At 65.1% G+C, this 18711-nt stretch carries 10 protein-coding genes and 1 pseudogene; 4 read left to right on the top strand and 7 right to left on the bottom strand.

Going from position 1 to position 18711, the window contains the following annotated elements; genetic code table 11:
• Positions 1–12 precede the first annotated feature (12 nt).
• A complete protein-coding gene (cdpA, locus tag DIE23_RS05830) occupies positions 13–1752 on the bottom strand; it encodes a cyclic di-GMP phosphodiesterase CdpA (RefSeq protein ID WP_221623341.1) in 1740 nt (579 codons plus the stop codon).
• 279 nt (positions 1753–2031) lie between these two features.
• Here cdpA and DIE23_RS05825 point away from each other — a divergent pair, with 279 nt between their 5' ends.
• Positions 2032–2583 carry a peroxiredoxin gene (locus DIE23_RS05825; RefSeq protein WP_124611245.1) on the top strand — a complete coding sequence of 184 codons (552 nt, stop codon included), beginning with the start codon at positions 2032–2034 and terminating at the stop codon, positions 2581–2583.
• 78 nt (positions 2584–2661) lie between these two features.
• On the opposite strand, the gene DIE23_RS05820 is transcribed toward DIE23_RS05825, so the two are convergent.
• Complete coding sequence (locus DIE23_RS05820) at positions 2662–3291, bottom strand: SDR family oxidoreductase (RefSeq protein WP_124611244.1); 630 nt, start codon at positions 3289–3291, stop codon at positions 2662–2664.
• A gap of 253 nt (positions 3292–3544) precedes the next feature.
• Here DIE23_RS05820 and DIE23_RS05815 point away from each other — a divergent pair, with 253 nt between their 5' ends.
• Positions 3545–5089: an NYN domain-containing protein gene (locus tag DIE23_RS05815; RefSeq protein WP_124611243.1), complete on the top strand. Its 1545-nt coding sequence runs from the start codon at positions 3545–3547 to the stop codon at positions 5087–5089.
• Between the two features lie 84 nt (positions 5090–5173).
• On the opposite strand, the gene DIE23_RS05810 is transcribed toward DIE23_RS05815, so the two are convergent.
• The 5 genes from DIE23_RS05810 to DIE23_RS05790 all read right to left on the bottom strand — a co-directional run bounded on the left by DIE23_RS05810 (position 5174) and on the right by DIE23_RS05790 (position 14588).
• On the bottom strand, positions 5174–5557 hold the full coding sequence (locus DIE23_RS05810; RefSeq protein ID WP_409364221.1) for a VOC family protein: 384 nt from the start codon (positions 5555–5557) through the stop codon (positions 5174–5176).
• Positions 5558–5672: 115 nt separating this feature from the next.
• Positions 5673–8981: an efflux RND transporter permease subunit gene (locus DIE23_RS05805; protein ID WP_124611242.1), complete on the bottom strand. Its 3309-nt coding sequence runs from the start codon at positions 8979–8981 to the stop codon at positions 5673–5675.
• A 3-nt stretch (positions 8982–8984) separates the two neighbouring features.
• Positions 8985–12104, bottom strand: coding sequence for an MdtB/MuxB family multidrug efflux RND transporter permease subunit (locus DIE23_RS05800; protein ID WP_124611241.1), 3120 nt, complete (start codon positions 12102–12104; stop codon positions 8985–8987).
• Between the two features lie 15 nt (positions 12105–12119).
• Positions 12120–13517 carry an MdtA/MuxA family multidrug efflux RND transporter periplasmic adaptor subunit gene (locus tag DIE23_RS05795; protein WP_124611240.1) on the bottom strand — a complete coding sequence of 466 codons (1398 nt, stop codon included), beginning with the start codon at positions 13515–13517 and terminating at the stop codon, positions 12120–12122.
• Between the two features lie 246 nt (positions 13518–13763).
• Entirely contained in the window at positions 13764–14588 is an 825-nt protein-coding gene (locus tag DIE23_RS05790) for an IclR family transcriptional regulator (RefSeq protein WP_124611239.1), read from the bottom strand.
• 984 nt (positions 14589–15572) lie between these two features.
• Between DIE23_RS05790 and DIE23_RS40810 the strand changes: the two are divergent.
• Together DIE23_RS40810 and DIE23_RS05780 are read left to right on the top strand one after the other, a co-directional pair.
• Positions 15573–16160, top strand: a pseudogene (locus tag DIE23_RS40810) (TnsD family Tn7-like transposition protein); the annotation flags it as partial.
• Between the two features lie 63 nt (positions 16161–16223).
• Entirely contained in the window at positions 16224–18032 is a 1809-nt protein-coding gene (locus DIE23_RS05780; RefSeq protein WP_124611238.1) for a TnsD family Tn7-like transposition protein, read from the top strand.
• The last annotated feature ends 679 nt before the right edge of the window (positions 18033–18711 follow it).

The raw sequence follows: 18711 nt of genomic DNA, 5'->3' as shown, positions 1-18711 counted from the left end.
TCGCCGCGCGCGTCAGGCGGCGTGCAGGCGCAGTTGCTGCGCCTCGAAGCGTCGTGCGAGTTCCTCGGACGGCAGCGCCTGACACACGAGCCAGCCCTGGATGTGGTTGCAGCCCATCTCGGTCAGCAGTTCGCGCTGCGCCTCGGTCTCGACGCCTTCCGCGACGAGCTCGAGATCGAGCGTCTGCGCGAGGCCGACCACCGCCGACACGATCGCGCGGTCGTTGCGCGACGTCAGCAGGTTCTCGACGAAGCTGCGGTCGATCTTCAGCTTCGCGAGCGGGAAGCGCTGCAAGTAGGCGAGGCTCGAATAGCCGGTACCGAAATCGTCGATCGCGAAGCGGATGCCGAGCTCGGTCAGTTCCTCGAGCAGCCCCTTCGCCTGTATGGGGTCGTGCATCAGCAGGCTTTCGGTGATTTCCAGCACGATGCGGCGCGGGTCGATGCCCGTCAGCGCGATCGCCTCGCGCACGCTCTGCGTGAAGCGCGGGTCGCGGAACTGCTGCGGCGACACGTTGACCGCCACATACTGCAGCGCGAGCCCCTGGCGATCCCAGGCGACGAGCTGCATGCATGCGGCCTTGAGCACCCAGTTGCCGAGATAGTTGATCAGGCCGATCGATTCGGCGAGCGGGATGAAGGTCGCCGGCGGTACGAGGCCGTGCACCGGATGACGCCAGCGGATGAGCGCCTCGACGCCGTCCACCGCCCCCGACTGGCTGCGCGTGATCGGCTGGAAGTGGAGCGAGAACTCGCCGTTGCGCACGCCGTCGTACAGGTCGGCTTCGAGCTTGAGCCGCTCGGCGTCAGCCGGATCGTCGACCGGCGCGTGAAACGCGAGCGCGTTGCCGCCCGATGCCTTCGCCTGCGCGAGTGCGTGGTCGGCGCGGCGCAGCAGCGGGCTGTGGTGCTGCGCGCGATGGGGCGCGGCCCGTTCGTCCGGGTATAGCGCGATGCCGATGCTCGCGGACAGGTGGACGGTCTGCCCCTGGTACCCGTAAGGTTCGCGCACCGCGGCCTGCAGCCGGCGCGCGAGCGCGTCCGCGGCTTCGCTCGCGCGCGTGCGGTCCGGGGCGGTGAACACGATCGCGAACTTGTCGCTCGCGACGCGCGCGAGCTGCTCGCCGGGCGCGACGAGCGCCTGCAGCCGCCGCGCGGTGTCGCGCAGCAGCGTATCGCCGGCGTCGTAGCCGAGCGCGCGGTTGATGCGCTGGTAGTCGTCGAGGTCGAGCAGCAGCAGCGCCGCGCAGGTGCCGCTCTCGTCGGCGGCCTGCTGCGCGCGCATCAGCGCCGGCACGAGCGCGGACAGGTTGTCGAGCCCCGTCATCGGGTCGTGGTGCATCTCGTACGTCAGGCGGGCCTCGAGCGCACGCCAGGCCGACACGTCGAACGCCGCGATCGCGAAGCCGTCGACGCCGTGGTGGCGGCTCTTGAACGCGCGAATCTCGACGTCGAGCGGGTAGGTGAGCGACTTGACGATGCACATCGTCGCCTTCTCGACCTGGCCGGAGCGCGCGGCGCGCGCAAGCAGGCCTTCGAGCGTCGCGGTATCCTGTTCCGCGATCAGGTCGCGCAGCGTCAGCGTGTGCAGGTAGTCGCGGTGATAACCGATGAAGCGCAGGCTCGCGTCGGATACATACAGAAAGCGCAGCTCGCGGTCGACATGGGCGAGGAAATCCACCGTGCCGACCGTCTGTTCCAGCCAGTTGCGCACGGTGTCGTCGCGGCGCGGCGCGCCGGCGCGCGCAGGCATCAGCGCGCCGCCCGACCAGGCGAAGCGGCGCAGCGTATGCAAGGCATTGCGCCAGGAGCCCTTGCGTGGCGTCTGTTTCCTGTTGGCTTCCATGTTTCTCGCTGACGTGAAGGGCTGGAACCGGTTGTCCGGAAGGAATAACGGCAGGCTGCGCGGAATCTTTAACCGGCCGGCCGCGGCTGGCGCTGCCGCTGGACCGGGTCGTGCACATCGGTGTTCGACAGGCGAACGCCGGTGTGGCCTACATCGAGGCTGACTTTATAAGAAATGAGGACGCAGATGAAGCGAAAACTGTTGGTGGGCGCCGCGGCGGCGCTGCTGGTGGCCGGTCATGCGCGGGTCGCACAGGCGGAACTGAAGCCGGGCGACACGGCGCCCGGCTTTACGACGCAGGCGTCGCTGGGCGGCAAGACTTACACGTACTCGCTGGCCGATGCGCTGAAGCACGGGCCGGTCGTGCTGTACTTCTACCCGGCCGCGTTCACGAAGGGTTGCACCATCGAGGCGCACGCGTTCGCGGACGCGGTCGATCATTACAAGGCTTACGGCGCGACGGTGATCGGCGTATCCGCCGACAACATCGACACGCTCACGAAGTTCTCGGTGAGCGAGTGCCGCAGCAAGTTCCCGGTCGCGGCCGATCCGGACGCGAAGATCATCCGCGAATACGACGCGAAGCTGCCCGCGCTCGATCGCGCGAACCGCGTGTCCTACGTGATCTCGCCGGAAGGGAAGGTGTTGTACGAATATACGAGCCTGTCGCCCGACAAGCATGTCGAGAACACGCTCGGTGCGGTGAAGGCGTGGGCCGACGCGCATCCGAAGCAGTAAGCGCGCAGTAAAGCGGCCCGCATCGCGGGCCGCGGGCACGATGAAACGCGCCGCCCCGCGGCGGCGCGTGCGTTACGGTTACGCGCGCAATGCCTGTTCGATCGGCACGCTGCCGCCGACGAAGCCGATGACCTTGCGCGAAATGCCGAGCTTGATCGCCTCGATCGCGGCCCACGCGACATCCTGGCGCGACACCGGCGGCGCCGCGGCGAGCGGCTCCTCGGTCAGCGCGATCTTGCCGACGCCCGGGCCGTCCGCGAGCGGGCCGGGGCGCAGGATCACGTAGTCGATGCCCGATGCGATCACGCGCTCGTCGCCTTCGCGCTTCATCTGCGAGTAGTGGCGCAGCGCGTCGCCGCTGCGCTCCGGCCAGTACGCGGTCAGCGAACTGATCACGACCAGCTTCTGCACGTTGTACGCGAGCGCATGTTCGGCCGCGCGCGCGACCGCGTCGCGGTCGATCTGCTCCTCTTCGGCGGCGCCCTCCGATTCCGCCGAGCCCGCCGCGTAGATCACGTGCGTGATGCCCTGGAACGCGTGCGAGAAATCGCCCGTCAGATCGGCCTCGACGACCTTCGCGCCCGGCAGCGCATAGCCGTGCCGGCGCACCAGCGCAGTCACCTCGAATTCCGGCTGCTCGAGCAGCAGATCCGCGCAGGCCCTGCCCGTGCGGCCGGTCGCGCCAATCAGCAATACCTTCGTCGTCATGAAACCGCTCCTTGCTCGATGCGTCATCCTTCCAGATAGGGACGGACGACCGATACTCAAGTGTATGTCGAATTGGGGCGGCGGCGCGCGGGTAATTGGGGCTGTACCGCACCGAAATGGCTGGCGTGGCGCCCGTCATCCGCGCGGTCGCGCGCATGGAACACGGAATCGACCCGCCGACCGGCTATCATGTGCGCGATGCATTTTTCGCCGCCACGCAATACAACGCGGCGACCAACCGGTTGGAGTACACATGGCATTACCCCTGGACAACGTCAGCATGGCCGTGTTCTGCGACTTCGAGAACGTCGCGCTCGGCGTGCGCGACGCGAAGTACGAGAAATTCGACATCAAGCCCGTGCTGGAGCGGCTGCTGCTGAAGGGCAGCATCGTCGTGAAGAAGGCGTATTGCGACTGGGAGCGCTACAAGGGCTTCAAGGCGTCGATGCACGAGGCGAGCTTCGAGCTGATCGAGATTCCGCACGTGCGCCAGTCGGGCAAGAATTCGGCCGACATCCGGCTCGTCGTGGACGCGCTCGATCTCTGCTACACGAAGTCGCACGTCGATACGTTCGTGATCATCAGCGGCGACTCGGATTTCTCGCCGCTCGTGTCGAAGCTGCGCGAGAACGCAAAGAAGGTGATCGGGGTCGGCGTGAAGAAGTCGACGTCGGACCTGCTGGTCGCGAACTGCGACGAATTCATTTTCTACGACGACCTGGTGCGCGAGCAGCAGCGCGCGCTGGCGAAGCGCGAACAGCAGCGCACGGGCAACGGCGGTGCGAAGCGCGCCGACGAGCCGTCGCGCAAGCCGGAACTGGAAGTGCGTCGCAGCGAGGCGATCGCGCTCGCGGTCGAGACGTTCGATGCGCTGGCGTCGGAGCGTGACGACGTCGGCAAGATCTGGGCGTCGGTGCTCAAGAGCGCGATCAAGCGCCGCAAGCCGGACTTCAACGAGTCGTATTACGGCTTCCGCGCGTTCGGCAACCTGCTCGACGAAGCGCAGGCACGCGGCCTGCTCGAGGTGGGGCGCGACGACAAGTCGGGCGCGTTCGTGTCGCGGCCGCGCCAGTCTGCGGCGGCGGAGCCGGTGGTGGCGGCACGTGATGCCGGTGGCGCGCAGCAGGGGCACGGCGGGCGCCATGCGGAAGCTGCAACGGCCGAGCGCGAGCCGCGGCGTCGCGGGCAGCGGGCGGAAGCGGCCGTGCAGGAAAGCGAGCAGGTCGACGTCGACGAGGCCGTCGTCGACGTCATGAACGAAGCAGCGATCGTGCCGGCAGTCACAGCGGAAGCGGCCGATGCGGCCGGGACGCACGGTGACGCAAAGGATGGCCGCAAGCGCGCGCGCAAGAGCGCGGCGAAGAAGACGGGCGCGAAGAAGGGCGGCGAGGCGAAGGGTGCCGGCCGTCACGCGGCGGCGAAGCCGGACGAGGCCGCGCACGGCGGTGCGAAGCACGGTGGCGACAAGCACGCGGACGGCAAGCACGCCGAAGGCAAGCATGCGGAAGCGACGCATCGCGACGCGGAGCACGGTGAGGACCGGCATGTCGCGGCGCAGCACGCGGCGCCGACGGTCGGCGAGTACGGTGCCGCGGCGGCTGCCGCGCAGCCGTCGCACGAAGCTGCACCGGCTGCCGCGCAGCCGTCGCACGAAGCTGCACCGGCTGCCGAATCGAGCGGTGAAGCGGCTGTTGAAGTTGCCGTTGAAGCGGCAACGGGCGCCAAGCCGAAGAAGCCGGCCCGCAAGACGGCGACTCGCGCGCGTCGTCCGCGCAAGACGGCCGCCGCCGCCGAATAACGGCGTGAAGGCGGGGCGGCGTCCGACCGAGGACGCTGCCCGTGACGCCGCGTCGGCCGGTGCAACGCCGGCCGGCGCGATCCGCTATCCGTTCAGCACGTACGGCCGCGTCATCACTTCGAGGAAGTGACCGTCCGGATCGTCGAAATACACGCCGCGCCCGCCGTTGTGGCGGTAGATGTCCCCGGGGTGCCGCTTCGCCGGATCGGCCCAGTGCGGCAGTCCGCGCTCGCGAATGCGCGCGAACACGCGATCGAAGCCGGCCTCGTCGGTCAGGAATGCGTAGTGCTGGGCCGTGATCTCTCCCTGCTTTTCGTAGAAATCGAGCGACACGCCGTTGTCGAGCTGGACGACCAGCATCGCGCCGAATGGCGTCGGCGCCGGCAGTTCCAGAAGCTCGGTGAGGAAGCGGCTCGACGCGTGCTTGTCGCGGCACCAGACGATCGTATGGTTGAGCTGGACGTTCATGGCGGGTCCCCGGAAAGGGGCGCGAGGGTGGGCATGGACACACGATAGCCGATCGCCGCCGGCATGCAAGCATGTCAAGCGGCCGCCCGATGCGGCCGCTTGCCCCGTTATCCGCTTACTCGCCGGCCACCGCCGGTCCGCCCGAATCGCCGCGGCGGTTGCGGCGCTTCTCGCCCCACACGCGGAACCGGTCCATGTACAGATAGACGACCGGCGTCGTATAGAGCGTCAGCACCTGCGACATGACCAGGCCGCCGGCGATCGCGATCCCGAGCGGCGCGCGCAGCTCGGCGCCGTCGCCGTGGCCGAACGCGAGCGGCAGCGCGCCGAGGAGCGCCGCCATCGTGGTCATCATGATCGGCCGGAAGCGCAGCAGGCACGCTTCGTGGATCGCGTCGAACGACGACTTGCGGCCGCTGCGCGTCTGGTCGATCGCGAAGTCGATCATCATGATCGCGTTCTTCTTCACGATACCGATCAGCAGGATCACGCCGATCAGCGCGATGATGCTGAACTCGGTCTTGAACAGCAGCAGCGCGAGCAGGGCGCCGACACCGGCCGATGGCAGCGTCGACAGGATCGTGATCGGGTGGATGTAGCTCTCGTACAGGATTCCGAGCACGATGTAGACGGCCAGCAGCGCCGCGAGGATCAGGATCGGCTGGTTGCTCAGCGATTGCTGGAATGCCTGTGCGGTGCCCTGGAAGCTGCCGACGATCGTCGGCGGCACGCCGATCTGCGCCATCGTCTGGTAGATCACCTGGGTCGCCTGCGACAGCGACACGCCCGGCGGCAGGTTGAACGAGATCGTCGTCGCGACGAACAGCCCCTGGTGGTTGACCGACAGCGGCGTCGTGCTCGGGCCGAAGGTCGCGATCGCGGACAGCGGGATCATCGTCGATTTCGACGTCGACACCGCCGCGCCCGACGACGCGCTCGACTTGCCGCTCGACGCGATCGAGTTCAGCGCCTGGTTGCGCGCGGAATCGGACGCGATCGCCGCGGCGCTGGTGGCGGCCGTGCCGGCGCTCGATGTGCCTGCCGAGGTCGCGACGTAGGTGCCGGCCGCCGCGTTGGTCGTCTGCGAGCCGTTCGCGCTGCCGCCCGACTTGCTGATCCACACCTGATTCAGCATCTCCGGGCTCTGCCAGTATTTCGGCGCGACTTCCATCACGACGTGGTACTGGTTCAGCGGGTTGTAGATCGTCGAGACCTGGCGCTGGCCGAACGCGTCGTACAGCGTGTTGTCGATCTGCGCGGGCTTGATGCCGAGCCGCGCGGCGGTCGCGCGGTCGATCGTCACCATCGCCTCGAGGCCGCCTTGCTGCTGGTCGGAGTTCACGTCGGTCAGCTCGGCGCGCTTCTGCAGCGCCTCGGTCAGCAGCGGCCCCCACTTGTACAGCTCGGCGCTCGAATCGCCGAGCAGCGTGAACTGGTACTGCGCGTTGCTCTGCCGGCCGCCGACGCGGATGTCCTGCGCGGCCTGCAGGAAGGTGCGCGCGCCCGCGACGTCGGCCAGCGGCTTGCGCAGCTGCTGGATCACCTGGTCGGCCGACAGCTTGCGCTCGGTGCGGTCCTTCAGCGTGACGAACATGAAGCCCGAGTTGGTCTGCGTGCCGCCGGTGAAGCCCGCGACGCTCTTCACGTTCGGGTTGGCCTGCACGATCCGCATCATCTCGGAGAACTTCAGCTTCATCGCCTGGAACGAGGTCGACTGGTCGGCCTGGATGCCGCCGATCATCAGCCCCGTGTCCTGCTGCGGGAAGAAGCCCTTCGGCACGACGACGTACAGGTACACGTTCAGGCCGATCGTCGCGAACAGGATCAGCAGGACCAGCAGCGGGCGGCGCAGCGCCCACGACAGCGAGCGCTCGTAGCCGCGCTGCATCCGCGTGAAGAAGCGCTCGAGGAACCGGCCGAGGCGGCCTTCCTCCTGCACGTCGTGCGATTCGCGCAGCAGCCGCGCGCACATCATCGGCGTGACGGTGAGCGACACCGCGAGCGACACGCCGATCGCGAGCGACAGCGTCAGCGCGAATTCGCGGAACAGGCGCCCGACGATCCCGCCCATCAGCAGGATCGGCAGGAACACCGCGACGAGCGAGAGGCTCATCGACAGCACGGTGAAGCCGACCTCGCGCGCGCCGTCGAACGCGGCCTGCAACCTTGGCTTGCCGTTCTCGATGTGGCGCGTGATGTTCTCGAGCACGACGATCGCATCGTCGACGACGAAGCCGGTCGCGACGATCAGCGCCATCAGCGACAGGTTGTCGATCGAGAAGCCGAGCAGGTACATCGCGCCGAACGTGCCGATGATCGAGATCGGCACCGCGACGCTCGGAATCAGCGTTGCGCGCCAGTTGCGCAGGAACAGGAACACGACCATCACGACCAGGCTGATCGCGATCAGCAGCGTGTGCTCGGTGTCCTTCAGCGACGCGCGGATCGTCGTCGAACGGTCGAGCACCGGCGTGACCGTGATGTCGGCCGGCAGCGACGCGGTGAGCTGCGGCAGCGCCGCGCGCACGCGGTCGATCGTCTCGATGATGTTCGCGCCGGGCGAGCGGTAGAGGATCACGAGCACCGCGCGCTTGCCGTTCGACAAACCGAGGTTGCGCAGGTCCTCGACGCCATCCACGACCTCGGACAGGTCGGACAGCCGCACGGCCGCGCCGTTGCGGTAGGCGACGACCAGGTCGCTGTATTGCGACGCCTGCGAGGCCTGGTCGTTCGTATAGAGCTGGTAGTGCTTCGGGCCGAATTCGATCGCGCCCTTCGGGCTGTTCGCGTTCGCGGACGCGAGCGCGGCCCGCACGTCCTCGAGGCCGATCCCGTAGTGGAACAGCGCATGCGGTTCGAGCTCGACGCGCACGGCCGGGTTCGCGGAGCCGCTCACGGATACCTGGCCGATCCCGTCGATCTGCGACAGCGACTGCTGCAGCACCGTCGACGCGGCGTCGTACAGCTTCGCGGGCGACGACGTTTCCGACGTGAGCGACACGATCATGATCGGCGAGTCGGCCGGGTTGACCTTGCGGTACGTCGGGTTGCTCTTCAGCGACGCCGGCAGGTCGGCGCGCGCCGCGTTGATCGCGGCCTGCACGTCGCGCGCGGCACCGTCGATGTCGCGGTTCAGCCCGAACTGCAGGATGATCCGCGCGTTGCCGACCGTGCTGGTCGACGTCATTTCGCTGACGTCGGCGATCGAGCCGAGGTGCCGCTCGAGCGGGCTCGTCACGCTGGTCGCGACCGTCTCGGGGCTCGCGCCGGGCAGCGACGCCTGCACCGAGATGGTCGGGAAGTCGACCTGCGGCAGCGGCGACACCGGCAGCTTGATGAACGCGAACAGGCCCGCGAGCGCGACGCCGAGCGCAAGCAGCGTCGTCGCGACGGGGCGGGTGATGAAGGGGCGCGACAGGTTCATCGGTTACGCACCCGGGTGCGTGCCGGCATCGGCGCCGGGGCCGTGCCGCTCGAACCAGCCGCGCACGCGGCGCGCGAGGCTGTCGAAGCCGAGGTAGATCACCGGCGTCGTGAACAGCGTCAGCACCTGCGACACGATCAGGCCGCCCGCGATCGCGATCCCGAGCGGCTGGCGCAGCTCGGAGCCCGCGCCCGCGCCGACGATCAGCGGCACCGCGCCGAGCAGCGCGGCAAGCGTCGTCATCAGGATCGGCCTGAAGCGCAGCAGGCACGCCTGGTAGATCGCCTCGCGCGGCGGCTTGCCCTCGACCCGCTCGGCCTCGAGCGCGAAGTCGATCATCATGATCGCGTTCTTCTTCACGATGCCGATCAGCAGCACGATCCCGATGATCCCGATGATGTCGAGGTCGTGCCCGGTGATCATCAGCGCGAGCAGCGCGCCGACGCCGGCCGACGGCAGCGTCGACAGGATCGTGATCGGGTGGATGTAGCTCTCGTACAGCACGCCGAGCACGATGTACATCGTGACGATCGCCGCGAGGATCAGGAACAGCTGGTTCGACAGCGACGCCTGGAACGCGAGCGCCGCACCCTGGAAGCGCGTCTGGAACGAGCTCGGCAGGCCGATGTCCTGCTCGGCGGCGCCGATCGCCTTCACGGCCTCGCCGAGCGACGCGCCCGGTGCGAGGTTGAACGAGATCGTCGTCGACGGGAACTGCGACAGGTGCGCGACGAGCAGCGGAGACGGCCGCTCGTGGAACGACGCGATCGACGACAGCGGCACCTGGCCGCCGCCCGCGGACGGCAGGTAGATGTCGTTCAGCGATTCGGTGTAATGCTGCTCCTTCGGCGCCGACTCGAGGATCACGCGGTACTGGTTCGACTGCGTGAAGATGGTCGACACGATGCGCTGGCCGAACGCGTCGTACAGCGCGTTGTCGACGGTCGCCGGCGTGATGCCGAAGCGCGCGGCGCTCGCGCGGTCGATCTGGATGTAGACCGACTGGCCGTTGCTCTGCAGGTCGGTCGCGACGTCGGCGAGCGACGGCTCCTTCTGCAGCCGCGTGACGAGCTTCGGCACCCAGGTCGCGAACTCGTCCGGGTTCGGGCTCGTCAGCATGAATTGGTACTGCGTCGGGCTGACGGTCGAGTCGATCGTCAGGTCCTGCACCGACTGCATGAACAACGAGATGCCGGTCACGTTCGCGACGCGCTGCTGCAGGTCGCGGATGATCTGCGCGGCGGTCTCGGTGCGTTCGTCGCGCGCCTTCAGGTTGATCAGCATCCGGCCGCTGTTCAGCGTGATGTTGCTGCCGTCGACTCCGATGAACGACGTGAGGCTCACGACGTTCGGGTCCGTCAGGATCTCGGCCGCGAGCGCCTGCTGGCGTTCGGCCATCGCGCCGTACGAGATCGACTGCGGCGCCTGCGTGATCGCCTGGATCACGCCGGTATCCTGCGCGGGGAAGAAGCCCTTCGGCACGTACACGTAGAGCAGGGCGGTCAGCGCGAGCGTCAGCAGCGCGACGACGAGCGTCGAGCGCTGGCGGTTCAGCACCCATTCGAGCGCGACCGCGTAGCGCGCGATCACCCAGTCGATCGCGCGGTGCACGCGCGCCTCGAAGCGGTGGCTTTCGGGCGGCGGCGAATGGCGCAGCAGCTTCGCGCACATCATCGGCACGAGCGTGAGCGACACGATCGCCGAGATCACGATCGTCACCGCGAGCGTGATCGCGAACTCGTGGAAGAGGCGCCCGACCACGTCGCCCATGAACAGCAGCGGGATCAGCACCGCGATCAGCGACACCGTCAGCGAGATGATCGTGAAGCCGATCTGCTTCGAGCCCTTCAGCGCCGCCTCGAGCCCGGAATCGCCTTCCTCGACGTAGCGCGCGATGTTCTCGATCATCACGATCGCGTCGTCGACGACGAAGCCGGTCGCGATGGTGAGCGCCATCAGCGACAGGTTGTTCAGCGAGAAGCCGGCCATGTACATCACCGCGAGCGTGCCGATCAGCGACAGCGGCACCGACAGGCTCGGGATGATGGTCGCGTAGATGTTCGCGAGGAACAGGTACATCACCAGCACGACCAGCGCGACCGCGAGCAGCAGTTCGAACTGCACGTCGCGCACGGCGGCGCGGATCATCGTCGTGCGGTCAGTGACGATCTGCACGTCGAGCGCGGCGGGCAGCGTCTCCTGCAGCTTCGGCAGCTGCGCCTTGATCGCGTCGACGGTCGCGATCACGTTCGCGCCCGGCTGGCGCTGCACGTTCAGGATGATCGCGGGCTCCGAATTCACCCATGCGCCGAGCTTGGTGTTCTCCGAGCCGGCGACGACCTTCGCGACGTCGGTCAGCATCACCGGGCGGCCGCTCTTGTAGGCGACGACCGCGTCGTTGTACTGATCGGCGTTCGTCAGCTGGTCGTTCGCGTTGATCGTGTACGCGCGCGTCGGGCCGTCGAAGTTGCCCTTCGGCGTGTTCACGTTCAGGTTCGAGATCGTCGTGCGCAAATCATCGAGGTTCATCCCGTACTGCGCGAGCGCGGTCGGGTTCGCCTGGATCCGCACGGCCGGCCGGTTGCCGCCCGACAGGCTGACGAGGCCGACGCCCGCGATCTGCGAGATCTTCATCGCGAGGCGCGTGTCGGTCAGGTCCTGCACTTGCGTGAGCGGCAAGGTCTTCGACGTGATGGCGAGCGTCAGCACCGGCGCGTCGGCCGGGTTGACCTTCGCGTAGATCGGCGGAGCGGGGAGGTCGGACGGCAGCAGGTTGCCGGCCGCGTTGATCGCGGCCTGCACTTCCTGTTCGGCGATGTCGAGCGGCAGGTCGAGCGAGAACTGCAGCGTGATCACCGACGCGCCGGCCGAGCTTTGCGACGACATCTGGTTCAGCGACGGCATCTGGCCGAACTGCCGCTCCAGCGGCGCGGTGACCGACGACGTCATCACCTCCGGGCTCGCGCCCGGATAGAAGGTCTGGACCTGGATCGTCGGGTAGTCGACTTCGGGCAGCGCGGCGAGCGGCAGGAAGCGCAGCGCGACGAGACCGGCCAGCATGATCGCCGCCATCAGGAGGGCGGTGCCGACCGGCCGGAGAATGAAGAGACGGGACGGATTCATCGAGCGGCCCGCGCGTTACTGGGCCGCGGGGGCCGTTGCCTGCGACGCGCCGTGCTTGTGTCCGCCGCCGTGGGCGGCCGCGCCCGATGCACCCGATGCAACCGATGCGCCGGACGCCGCGCCGGACGCCGCGCCGGCGCCGTGCGCGCCCGACGCGCCTTTCGGCTTGTCGGCCGGGATCGAGATCTTCGCGCCTTCGCGCAGCCGGTCGGAGCCGTCGGTGACCACACGCTCGCCGATCGCGACACCGCTGACGATGCTCGTGCGCTCGCCGTCGACCGGGCCGATCGCGACCTTGCGCACCGTCACCGTGTTGTCGGGCTTCACGATGTACACGAACCGGCCGATCGAGCCCGTCAGCACGGCGGCCGTCGGCACGATCGTCGCATTGCGCATCACGTCGACGAGCAGCCGCGTGTTCACGAACTGATTCGGGAACAGCAGGCCTTCCTTGTTATCGAAGGTCGCGCGCAGCTTGACGGTGCCGGTGCTCGTGTCGATCTGGTTGTCGAGCGTTTCGAGCGAACCCGTCTCGAGCGGCACCGTGTTGTTGCGGTTGTACGCGGTGACCGACAGTTTCTGGCCCGCGTTCACCTGCTTGACGATCTGCGGCAGGTTGTCTTCCGACGTCGTGAAGATCACGCTCATCGGCTGCAACTGCGTGATCACGACGAGCCCGTTCGTGTCGCCCGCCGTCACGTAGTTGCCGGGGTCGACCTGGCGCAGGCCGACGCGGCCCGACACCGGCGCCGTGATGCGCGCGTACGTGAGGTTCAGCTTCGCGGAATCGATCGCCGCCTGGTCGGTCTTCACCGTTCCTTCGTATTGCCTGACGAGCGACGCCTGCGTGTCGACCGTCTGCGACGCGATCGAGTCCTGCGACAGCAGCGTCTGGTAGCGCTTCAGGTCGATGCGGGCCGTCGCGAGCAGCGCCGAGTCGCGCGCGTGCGTGCCTTCGGCGTTCTCGAGCGCGACCTGGTACGGGCGCGGGTCGATCTGCGCGAGCAGGTCGCCCTTCTTGACGATCTGGCCTTCCTGGAACGCGACCGACTGCAGGTAGCCCGACAGCTGCGTCTTGACCGTCACGCTCGCGAGCGGCGTCACGGTGCCGAGCGCGGACAGCACGATCGGCATCTCGCCCTGCGTCGCGGTCGCGACCGATACGGGTTGCGGAACGTTCGCCATGGCGGCGGGGCCGCCGCGGCCGCGAGCGCCGCCGCCGGCGCTCGCGCCGGAGGCCGCGCTGCCCGCCGCCGCCGCAACGGCCTGCGTACGGTTCCACGGGTGCCACCACAGCAGGCCGCCGATGACGATGACCACGAGCGTCCCGATCACCAGCGTGCGGCGCGGGCGGCGCGCGGCAGGGGAGGCGGGATCCTTCGAAGGGGGCGTGGGCTTGTGTTGGTTGTCCATCGTGTTTTGTCAGGAAGACGGCGCGGCCGGCCGGGCAACGGAAGTGGAGCGGCGCGTGGGCATGCGGTGCCGGGAGGGCCGGCTCGGTCCGGGCCCGTGCGGTCCGCGCGGGAAAAGAGCGGCGCGCGCCGCGAATGCGGCGCGGTGATGGGCATGATCCTACGTCCCGTCCCCGTTACAGTCCAGTGGACTATCTTTCAACGGGTTACGGTCGTTACAGACCGCGACGGGACGATGACGGATCGATTACACGGCGCTGCGCCGGGCCGGCGCGCCGCCGATCTCGCGGGTGATTTTCGCGATGCATTCGTGCAGCGCGGGCACCACGTGTTCCTGCAGCCATTCGGGCGGGCACTGACTGGATGCGCCGCCGCAGTTCACCGAATAGCGCTGGCCCGACGGGCCGACGAAACCGGCCGCGACCGCGTTCAGCCCTTCGCGCCATTCGCCGATCGCGATGGCATGGCCTGCGCGCATCGCGTCGTCGAGGCTGGGGTTCAGGCGCGCCGATATGTGCGGCCAGTCGTCGCCGGCCGTCGCGCGCAGCGCGTCGAGCAGCGCACGGCGCTCGTCGTCCTCCAGTGCCGCGAGATACGCGCGGCCGACGGCGGTGCGCGCGATGTCCATCCGCGAGCCGATCTCGAGGCGCGTGACGAGCACGGCCGAGCGCGGCCGGATCACGTCGATCGCCACCATGTCGAGCCGGTCGCGCACCGCGAGGTGCACGGACAGCGACGTTCGCTCGGCGAGTTCGATCATGAACGGCCGCGAGCGCGCGCGGATGTCGAAATTGCGCAGGAAGCCGTGGCTCAGCTCCAGCACCGACGCGGTCAGCACGAAGCGCTCGCTGTCGGGCAACTGGAACAGGAAGCCGGCGCTGACGAGCGTCGCCGTGATGCGCGACACGGTCGGCTTCGGGATGCCCGTCAATTCGGTCAGCTCGCGGTTGCTGACCGGGGCGTCGGCGGCCGCGATGCGGCGCAGCACGGCGAGGCCGCGCGCGAGCGCGGTGATCTCGTCCGGCGACGATTCGCGATCTCGGGGCGCGGGAGGCGTTACAGGTGTCGACACGAGGGATTCTCTCTATTTCCGAAACTCGATTTCAATTTTGTTGGTATTGTAGGATGATTGTCAAAAGATGCATGTTCCATGGGTGAATCGTTCATCGGATGAGATTTTGCGGGTTCACCCTTGGTTTATTAGGAAAGTGCTCAGATGAGCCTTGCCGGAAAGTACAGAAACCGGTGCAAATACCGCTTGACTTGTCGGGCGGAAACAGAAAGAATGTCTCACGTTTTCGAAACATCGTTTCAGGAGTTTAACCGGCAACGGTGTTTCGCGCAGTCTCTCAGGTTCTAGCACGGCCCTCGGAATGGCTAGAACTTTTTTAGCGCCACGGTCTCCGTGGCGCTTTTTTTTGCCCGCTATCGGCGTACAACAAAGTCTGCGGGAACGTAAGGTCCGCCGTTCGAACGCAACAAAGTCTGCGGCAACGGGATAAAACATGCCGCGACGCAGCAATATTTGTGGACTAGGAACTCTGCAAATCTAGCGTTCGCTGCGGATCGTGAGGTTCAACTGCTCGTCATGTGGTGATTTGGAGCTATACCACTATGCAGAGGTATCGTTCGTGAACGACTGAGTACACTTGTCCCACTTATCGAAGTCGGCAACGAGCTTCGGGACGTGATTGTACCGATAGCTCCCGCGTACCGTCCGTAGTGAATCAGCTAACGGAACGGGACAGACCCATTTGCCTCAGGATTCCCCGACCGATACCTTCTACGCGCAGTATGCCTTCATGCGGTCGATGTTCCAGTACGCCACGGCCGACGGGGCCGTGGCACTGCGTAGTTGCTGACTTCTCGGTCGAACAGCGGTGATGTGCAGGGACGTCGATAACGAGCCGCGGGCCCTGCGGCATTAGTTTGCTTTGCCCGCGGCGACCAACTTCAGCGTCTCTCGACTCCCGCGCGCGCCTGGAACTTTTACCGATCGGGCGACGGCAAACGGAGCTTCCGACCTACAGCGCTCGGCAAAGCGCGCCATGCCAGAGCGCTACTCGAACTGGGCGAATCTCATCGGACAGTCGCAGAGCGACTGGGTGTCAGCATCATGACCGCAAGGCGTTCGACGTCGCACACTCCGGCCGGGGAAGACTGCGCTTCATATGACGACATTCGAGCGTGGCGGACTGAATGGATGATTGCGCTCGCCGGCACGCCAGGCTCTGTAGCCGCGGTGTGCAGGAAGCGGCATCGACCACTTTACCGACGACTTCTGCAACATGACCGAAAGTGGGTGCAGCAGAGTTGCCTGAATCAGTGCACGACCAGCTCGAGACGTATCAACTGGTCAGCTCGTGATGCTGCGTATGTGATTTCAATAAGGAAAGCATGGGAGGCGCTCAGAGCGACAGAACCGCCAAGATGGGTAAGCAAAATCAGCATTTTGATGCTATCCGGTGTTCCACAAGGTACCAGAAATCAGCTTTCCAAGCTGCCGATCTGCAACAGCTTTCTCAATGCTCATACGGAGTCTCGCGGCGACTACTTGCGCCGAAAGATTAAATGGCGCGCCGAGAATTTTCCTAGGCCCCGTGCAAGTAATTGCGCAGAAACGACCGAAATTGCAGAGCTTTAATGGGGTGTGATGGCCTGCACTGAATTCTGAAGAAAATCTCTCAAGTCATCGAAGGAGAATATCATGGCGCTGGCTTTGAAGAAGTTCCTGGAGTGCGAAACGATTTATAGCAACGTTTGCCGGTATGCGGACGAAGTGGGTCTGAGAAGAATCGATACGATCATACCCACTCTCTTTGGTTCACGTATCAAATCGTTGAAGACAATGATTCCAAATGGGATTCGGAATTTTTCGGAGCAAACTTCAGCATATGTAGGCATGTCCGGGGAGGAAATTGTTAATCGACATACAGCCTACAATTATTTGACGGCGTTGGCGAGTGAGGATGAGAGGGCTGCAATGATGCAAAGTATGTTGGAAATTTCCTCATCGAGGGGAAACAATTGTTATTCATTGAAGAAGGAAAAGATAAAGGGGTTGCGATATTGTGACGAATGTGTTGCCGACTGTCTCGAAGCAGGAATCGAACCGTACTATCGTATCGACCAACAATTGCCTGGCGTATATGTTTGCTCGAGGCATGGTGGGTTGTTACGTTGGATAGCCGGCACAGAAGAAAAAAGAACTTATCGTCCAGGTAGCTTGGCAACGCTCGCGTCTTGCAAAGACAAGACTACTTTCGAAGGAGCGAAACCACTTGAGTTGCAGGCAATGGCTGACCTTGCGAGGCGCAGCGCATACGTGCTTGTGTCGCCTGATTTTGACATCAAAAATTTCCCATACCGAGAGATGTTGAAAGAGGCTGGCTTGCTATCAAAGGCAGGTGACGTTCGTCGGGATGCCGTGATTGAAGCATGTGATAGTTACTTCGGTGCTCAGTTTTGCTGGGCAACTGGATTTGACGATTTCCACATACTCCGGCTACTGCATTTATCTTTTCGAAACCCAGGGGCGACTCAGATATTCAGGACTCTAGCTGTCCAGTCCATGCTGTCATACCTTGTATCAGAAGCCGGTGCGTACCGTCCCGGGTTTGAGATGAATCTCAAAAACTTGTGTGGTTATTTTGTTTGCTCAGGGAAGCTTCACCGAGATGGCGATAGCTTTGGATGTCCGAGATTTGTAAAGTCTAGCGGCCGTTACGTGGCTGATTGCACGTGCGGCGTGTCTATAAGCATTAGAGTCGACCGCGACGGGAACGTTGTCGACCGAAAGACAGTTCGGATTGGGAGTCGCTATAAAGCTGCGTTTAGGGAGCTTATTAACAGGGGAATTAGTGTATCGGATGCTGGGAAAGAAATAGGAATTAGATGGACTGCATGGGCCTGGAAGCGGGAAACTTCTCCGAAAACAGATCGGCTTTCTAAGTCTAGTCGTGACATCCTCAGAAAAAAATGGCGTGCTTGTGTGGAATCAGCTCCGGTAGAGCGAAGGCTGAAGGCTGCGTGCGAAACAGAGCCCACGTTGTACCGGAAATTGCGGACCTATGACAAGAAGTGGCTCCAGCATTTCAATGCTCGACATAGGAGTTCGAAGCGCCTGAGCGATGCGCGCCTAACGGAGAGCTTGGCGAGATTTAGTCGCGCTCGCCAACTTCTTGCGGATAGACTCCCGCCTGAGCAAATTACGATAAAGGCACTGGTCACTGTTGCAAGGGCTGGACTGAAAGGTCCCTTGCGAGGACGCCACGGGCCCGTAGTAAAGCAGCATATCTCCACGCTGGTGGAGGAACGGAGTGTTTTTGTCGACCGACTGATCGACTACTGGCTGGAGGAGTTGCATGGTGAGCGAGTTGTCAACATGGCGCAACTTCGCACCCGCTGCGGGTTTTCGTACACGAGGCTGACGGCTGCGCAGAAATCTCGTGTGCTGGAATGGCTTTCGGTTAACGCCCAATCATGGAAGTCAGCGTCCAGCTTGAAAGGACGTTGATGATCGGCAAACTCAAAACCTACGTTTGGCAATGGTGCGCCGCAGCGTGACTAGCGTCTCCCTCTAAAAATTTATGGTCTGGCGGCCCATGGCGCCACGCGTTCCCGCAAACTTTGTGGTTGCGGGAAGTGCTCCGAAGCTTCTCCCTTTCGAGGGGCTGCAGACATTATTTGTTTTCGGGGCCGCCACCTGCACGACGTTATCGGATCGTCGGTCGGGAATTACTGCAGACTATGTTGCAGCAGATTACCCGCCGTCCGGCGGACGGCACCGTCTGCCGCGATCGAAAGACCGCCGTTTCGAGGCAGCCAGGTCCGCGGTTGAGGCGCCGCCCATTTGCCCGGCCCACGATTCTAATGAATTTCGGCGCCCGGGATGATTTCCGGAATGTGCCGTCAACCGGCCGTCCATCCGCCTGCGACCCGATGATTCGCCGCGCAGCCGGCGAACCGATCGCCCGGCAGCCCCGACACGCACGAATCCGTGCGACTCGCCGATTTCCCGATTTCCCGACGCTTCGATGCCGCGCGAGCCCGGCCGGCTGCCGCTCGCGCGCGCCGTCGTACTGAGCATGACGCACCCACTCGCCGGGCCCCCCCTACGCAAAAGTAGGGAGGTGACCCATCCCGGTGCACAGCGCTCTTGTCCAGAATTCAGCTACGGGCAGCGGTCATGATCC

Source organism: Burkholderia sp. Bp9143 (assembly GCF_003853645.1).
In the GTDB taxonomy this organism is placed as follows: Bacteria; Pseudomonadota; Gammaproteobacteria; order Burkholderiales; family Burkholderiaceae; genus Burkholderia.
This window is presented reverse-complemented; position numbering and strand designations above follow the sequence as displayed.

What these genes read in the sequence shown, in the direction of transcription:
- DIE23_RS05805 (WP_124611242.1), bottom strand. Translation starts at nt 8,981, where the DNA reads ATGAACCTGTCGCGCCCCTTCATCACCCGCCCCGTCGCGACGACGCTG.
- DIE23_RS05820 (WP_124611244.1), bottom strand. Translation starts at nt 3,291, where the DNA reads ATGACGACGAAGGTATTGCTGATTGGCGCGACCGGCCGCACGGGCAGG.
- DIE23_RS05825 (WP_124611245.1), top strand. Translation starts at nt 2,032, where the DNA reads ATGAAGCGAAAACTGTTGGTGGGCGCCGCGGCGGCGCTGCTGGTGGCC.
- DIE23_RS05795 (WP_124611240.1), bottom strand. Translation starts at nt 13,517, where the DNA reads ATGGACAACCAACACAAGCCCACGCCCCCTTCGAAGGATCCCGCCTCC.
- cdpA (WP_221623341.1), bottom strand. Translation starts at nt 1,752, where the DNA reads ATGCCTGCGCGCGCCGGCGCGCCGCGCCGCGACGACACCGTGCGCAAC.
- DIE23_RS05800 (WP_124611241.1), bottom strand. Translation starts at nt 12,104, where the DNA reads ATGAATCCGTCCCGTCTCTTCATTCTCCGGCCGGTCGGCACCGCCCTC.
- DIE23_RS05810 (WP_409364221.1), bottom strand. Translation starts at nt 5,557, where the DNA reads ATGAACGTCCAGCTCAACCATACGATCGTCTGGTGCCGCGACAAGCAC.
- DIE23_RS05815 (WP_124611243.1), top strand. Translation starts at nt 3,545, where the DNA reads ATGGCATTACCCCTGGACAACGTCAGCATGGCCGTGTTCTGCGACTTC.
- DIE23_RS05780 (WP_124611238.1), top strand. Translation starts at nt 16,224, where the DNA reads ATGGCGCTGGCTTTGAAGAAGTTCCTGGAGTGCGAAACGATTTATAGC.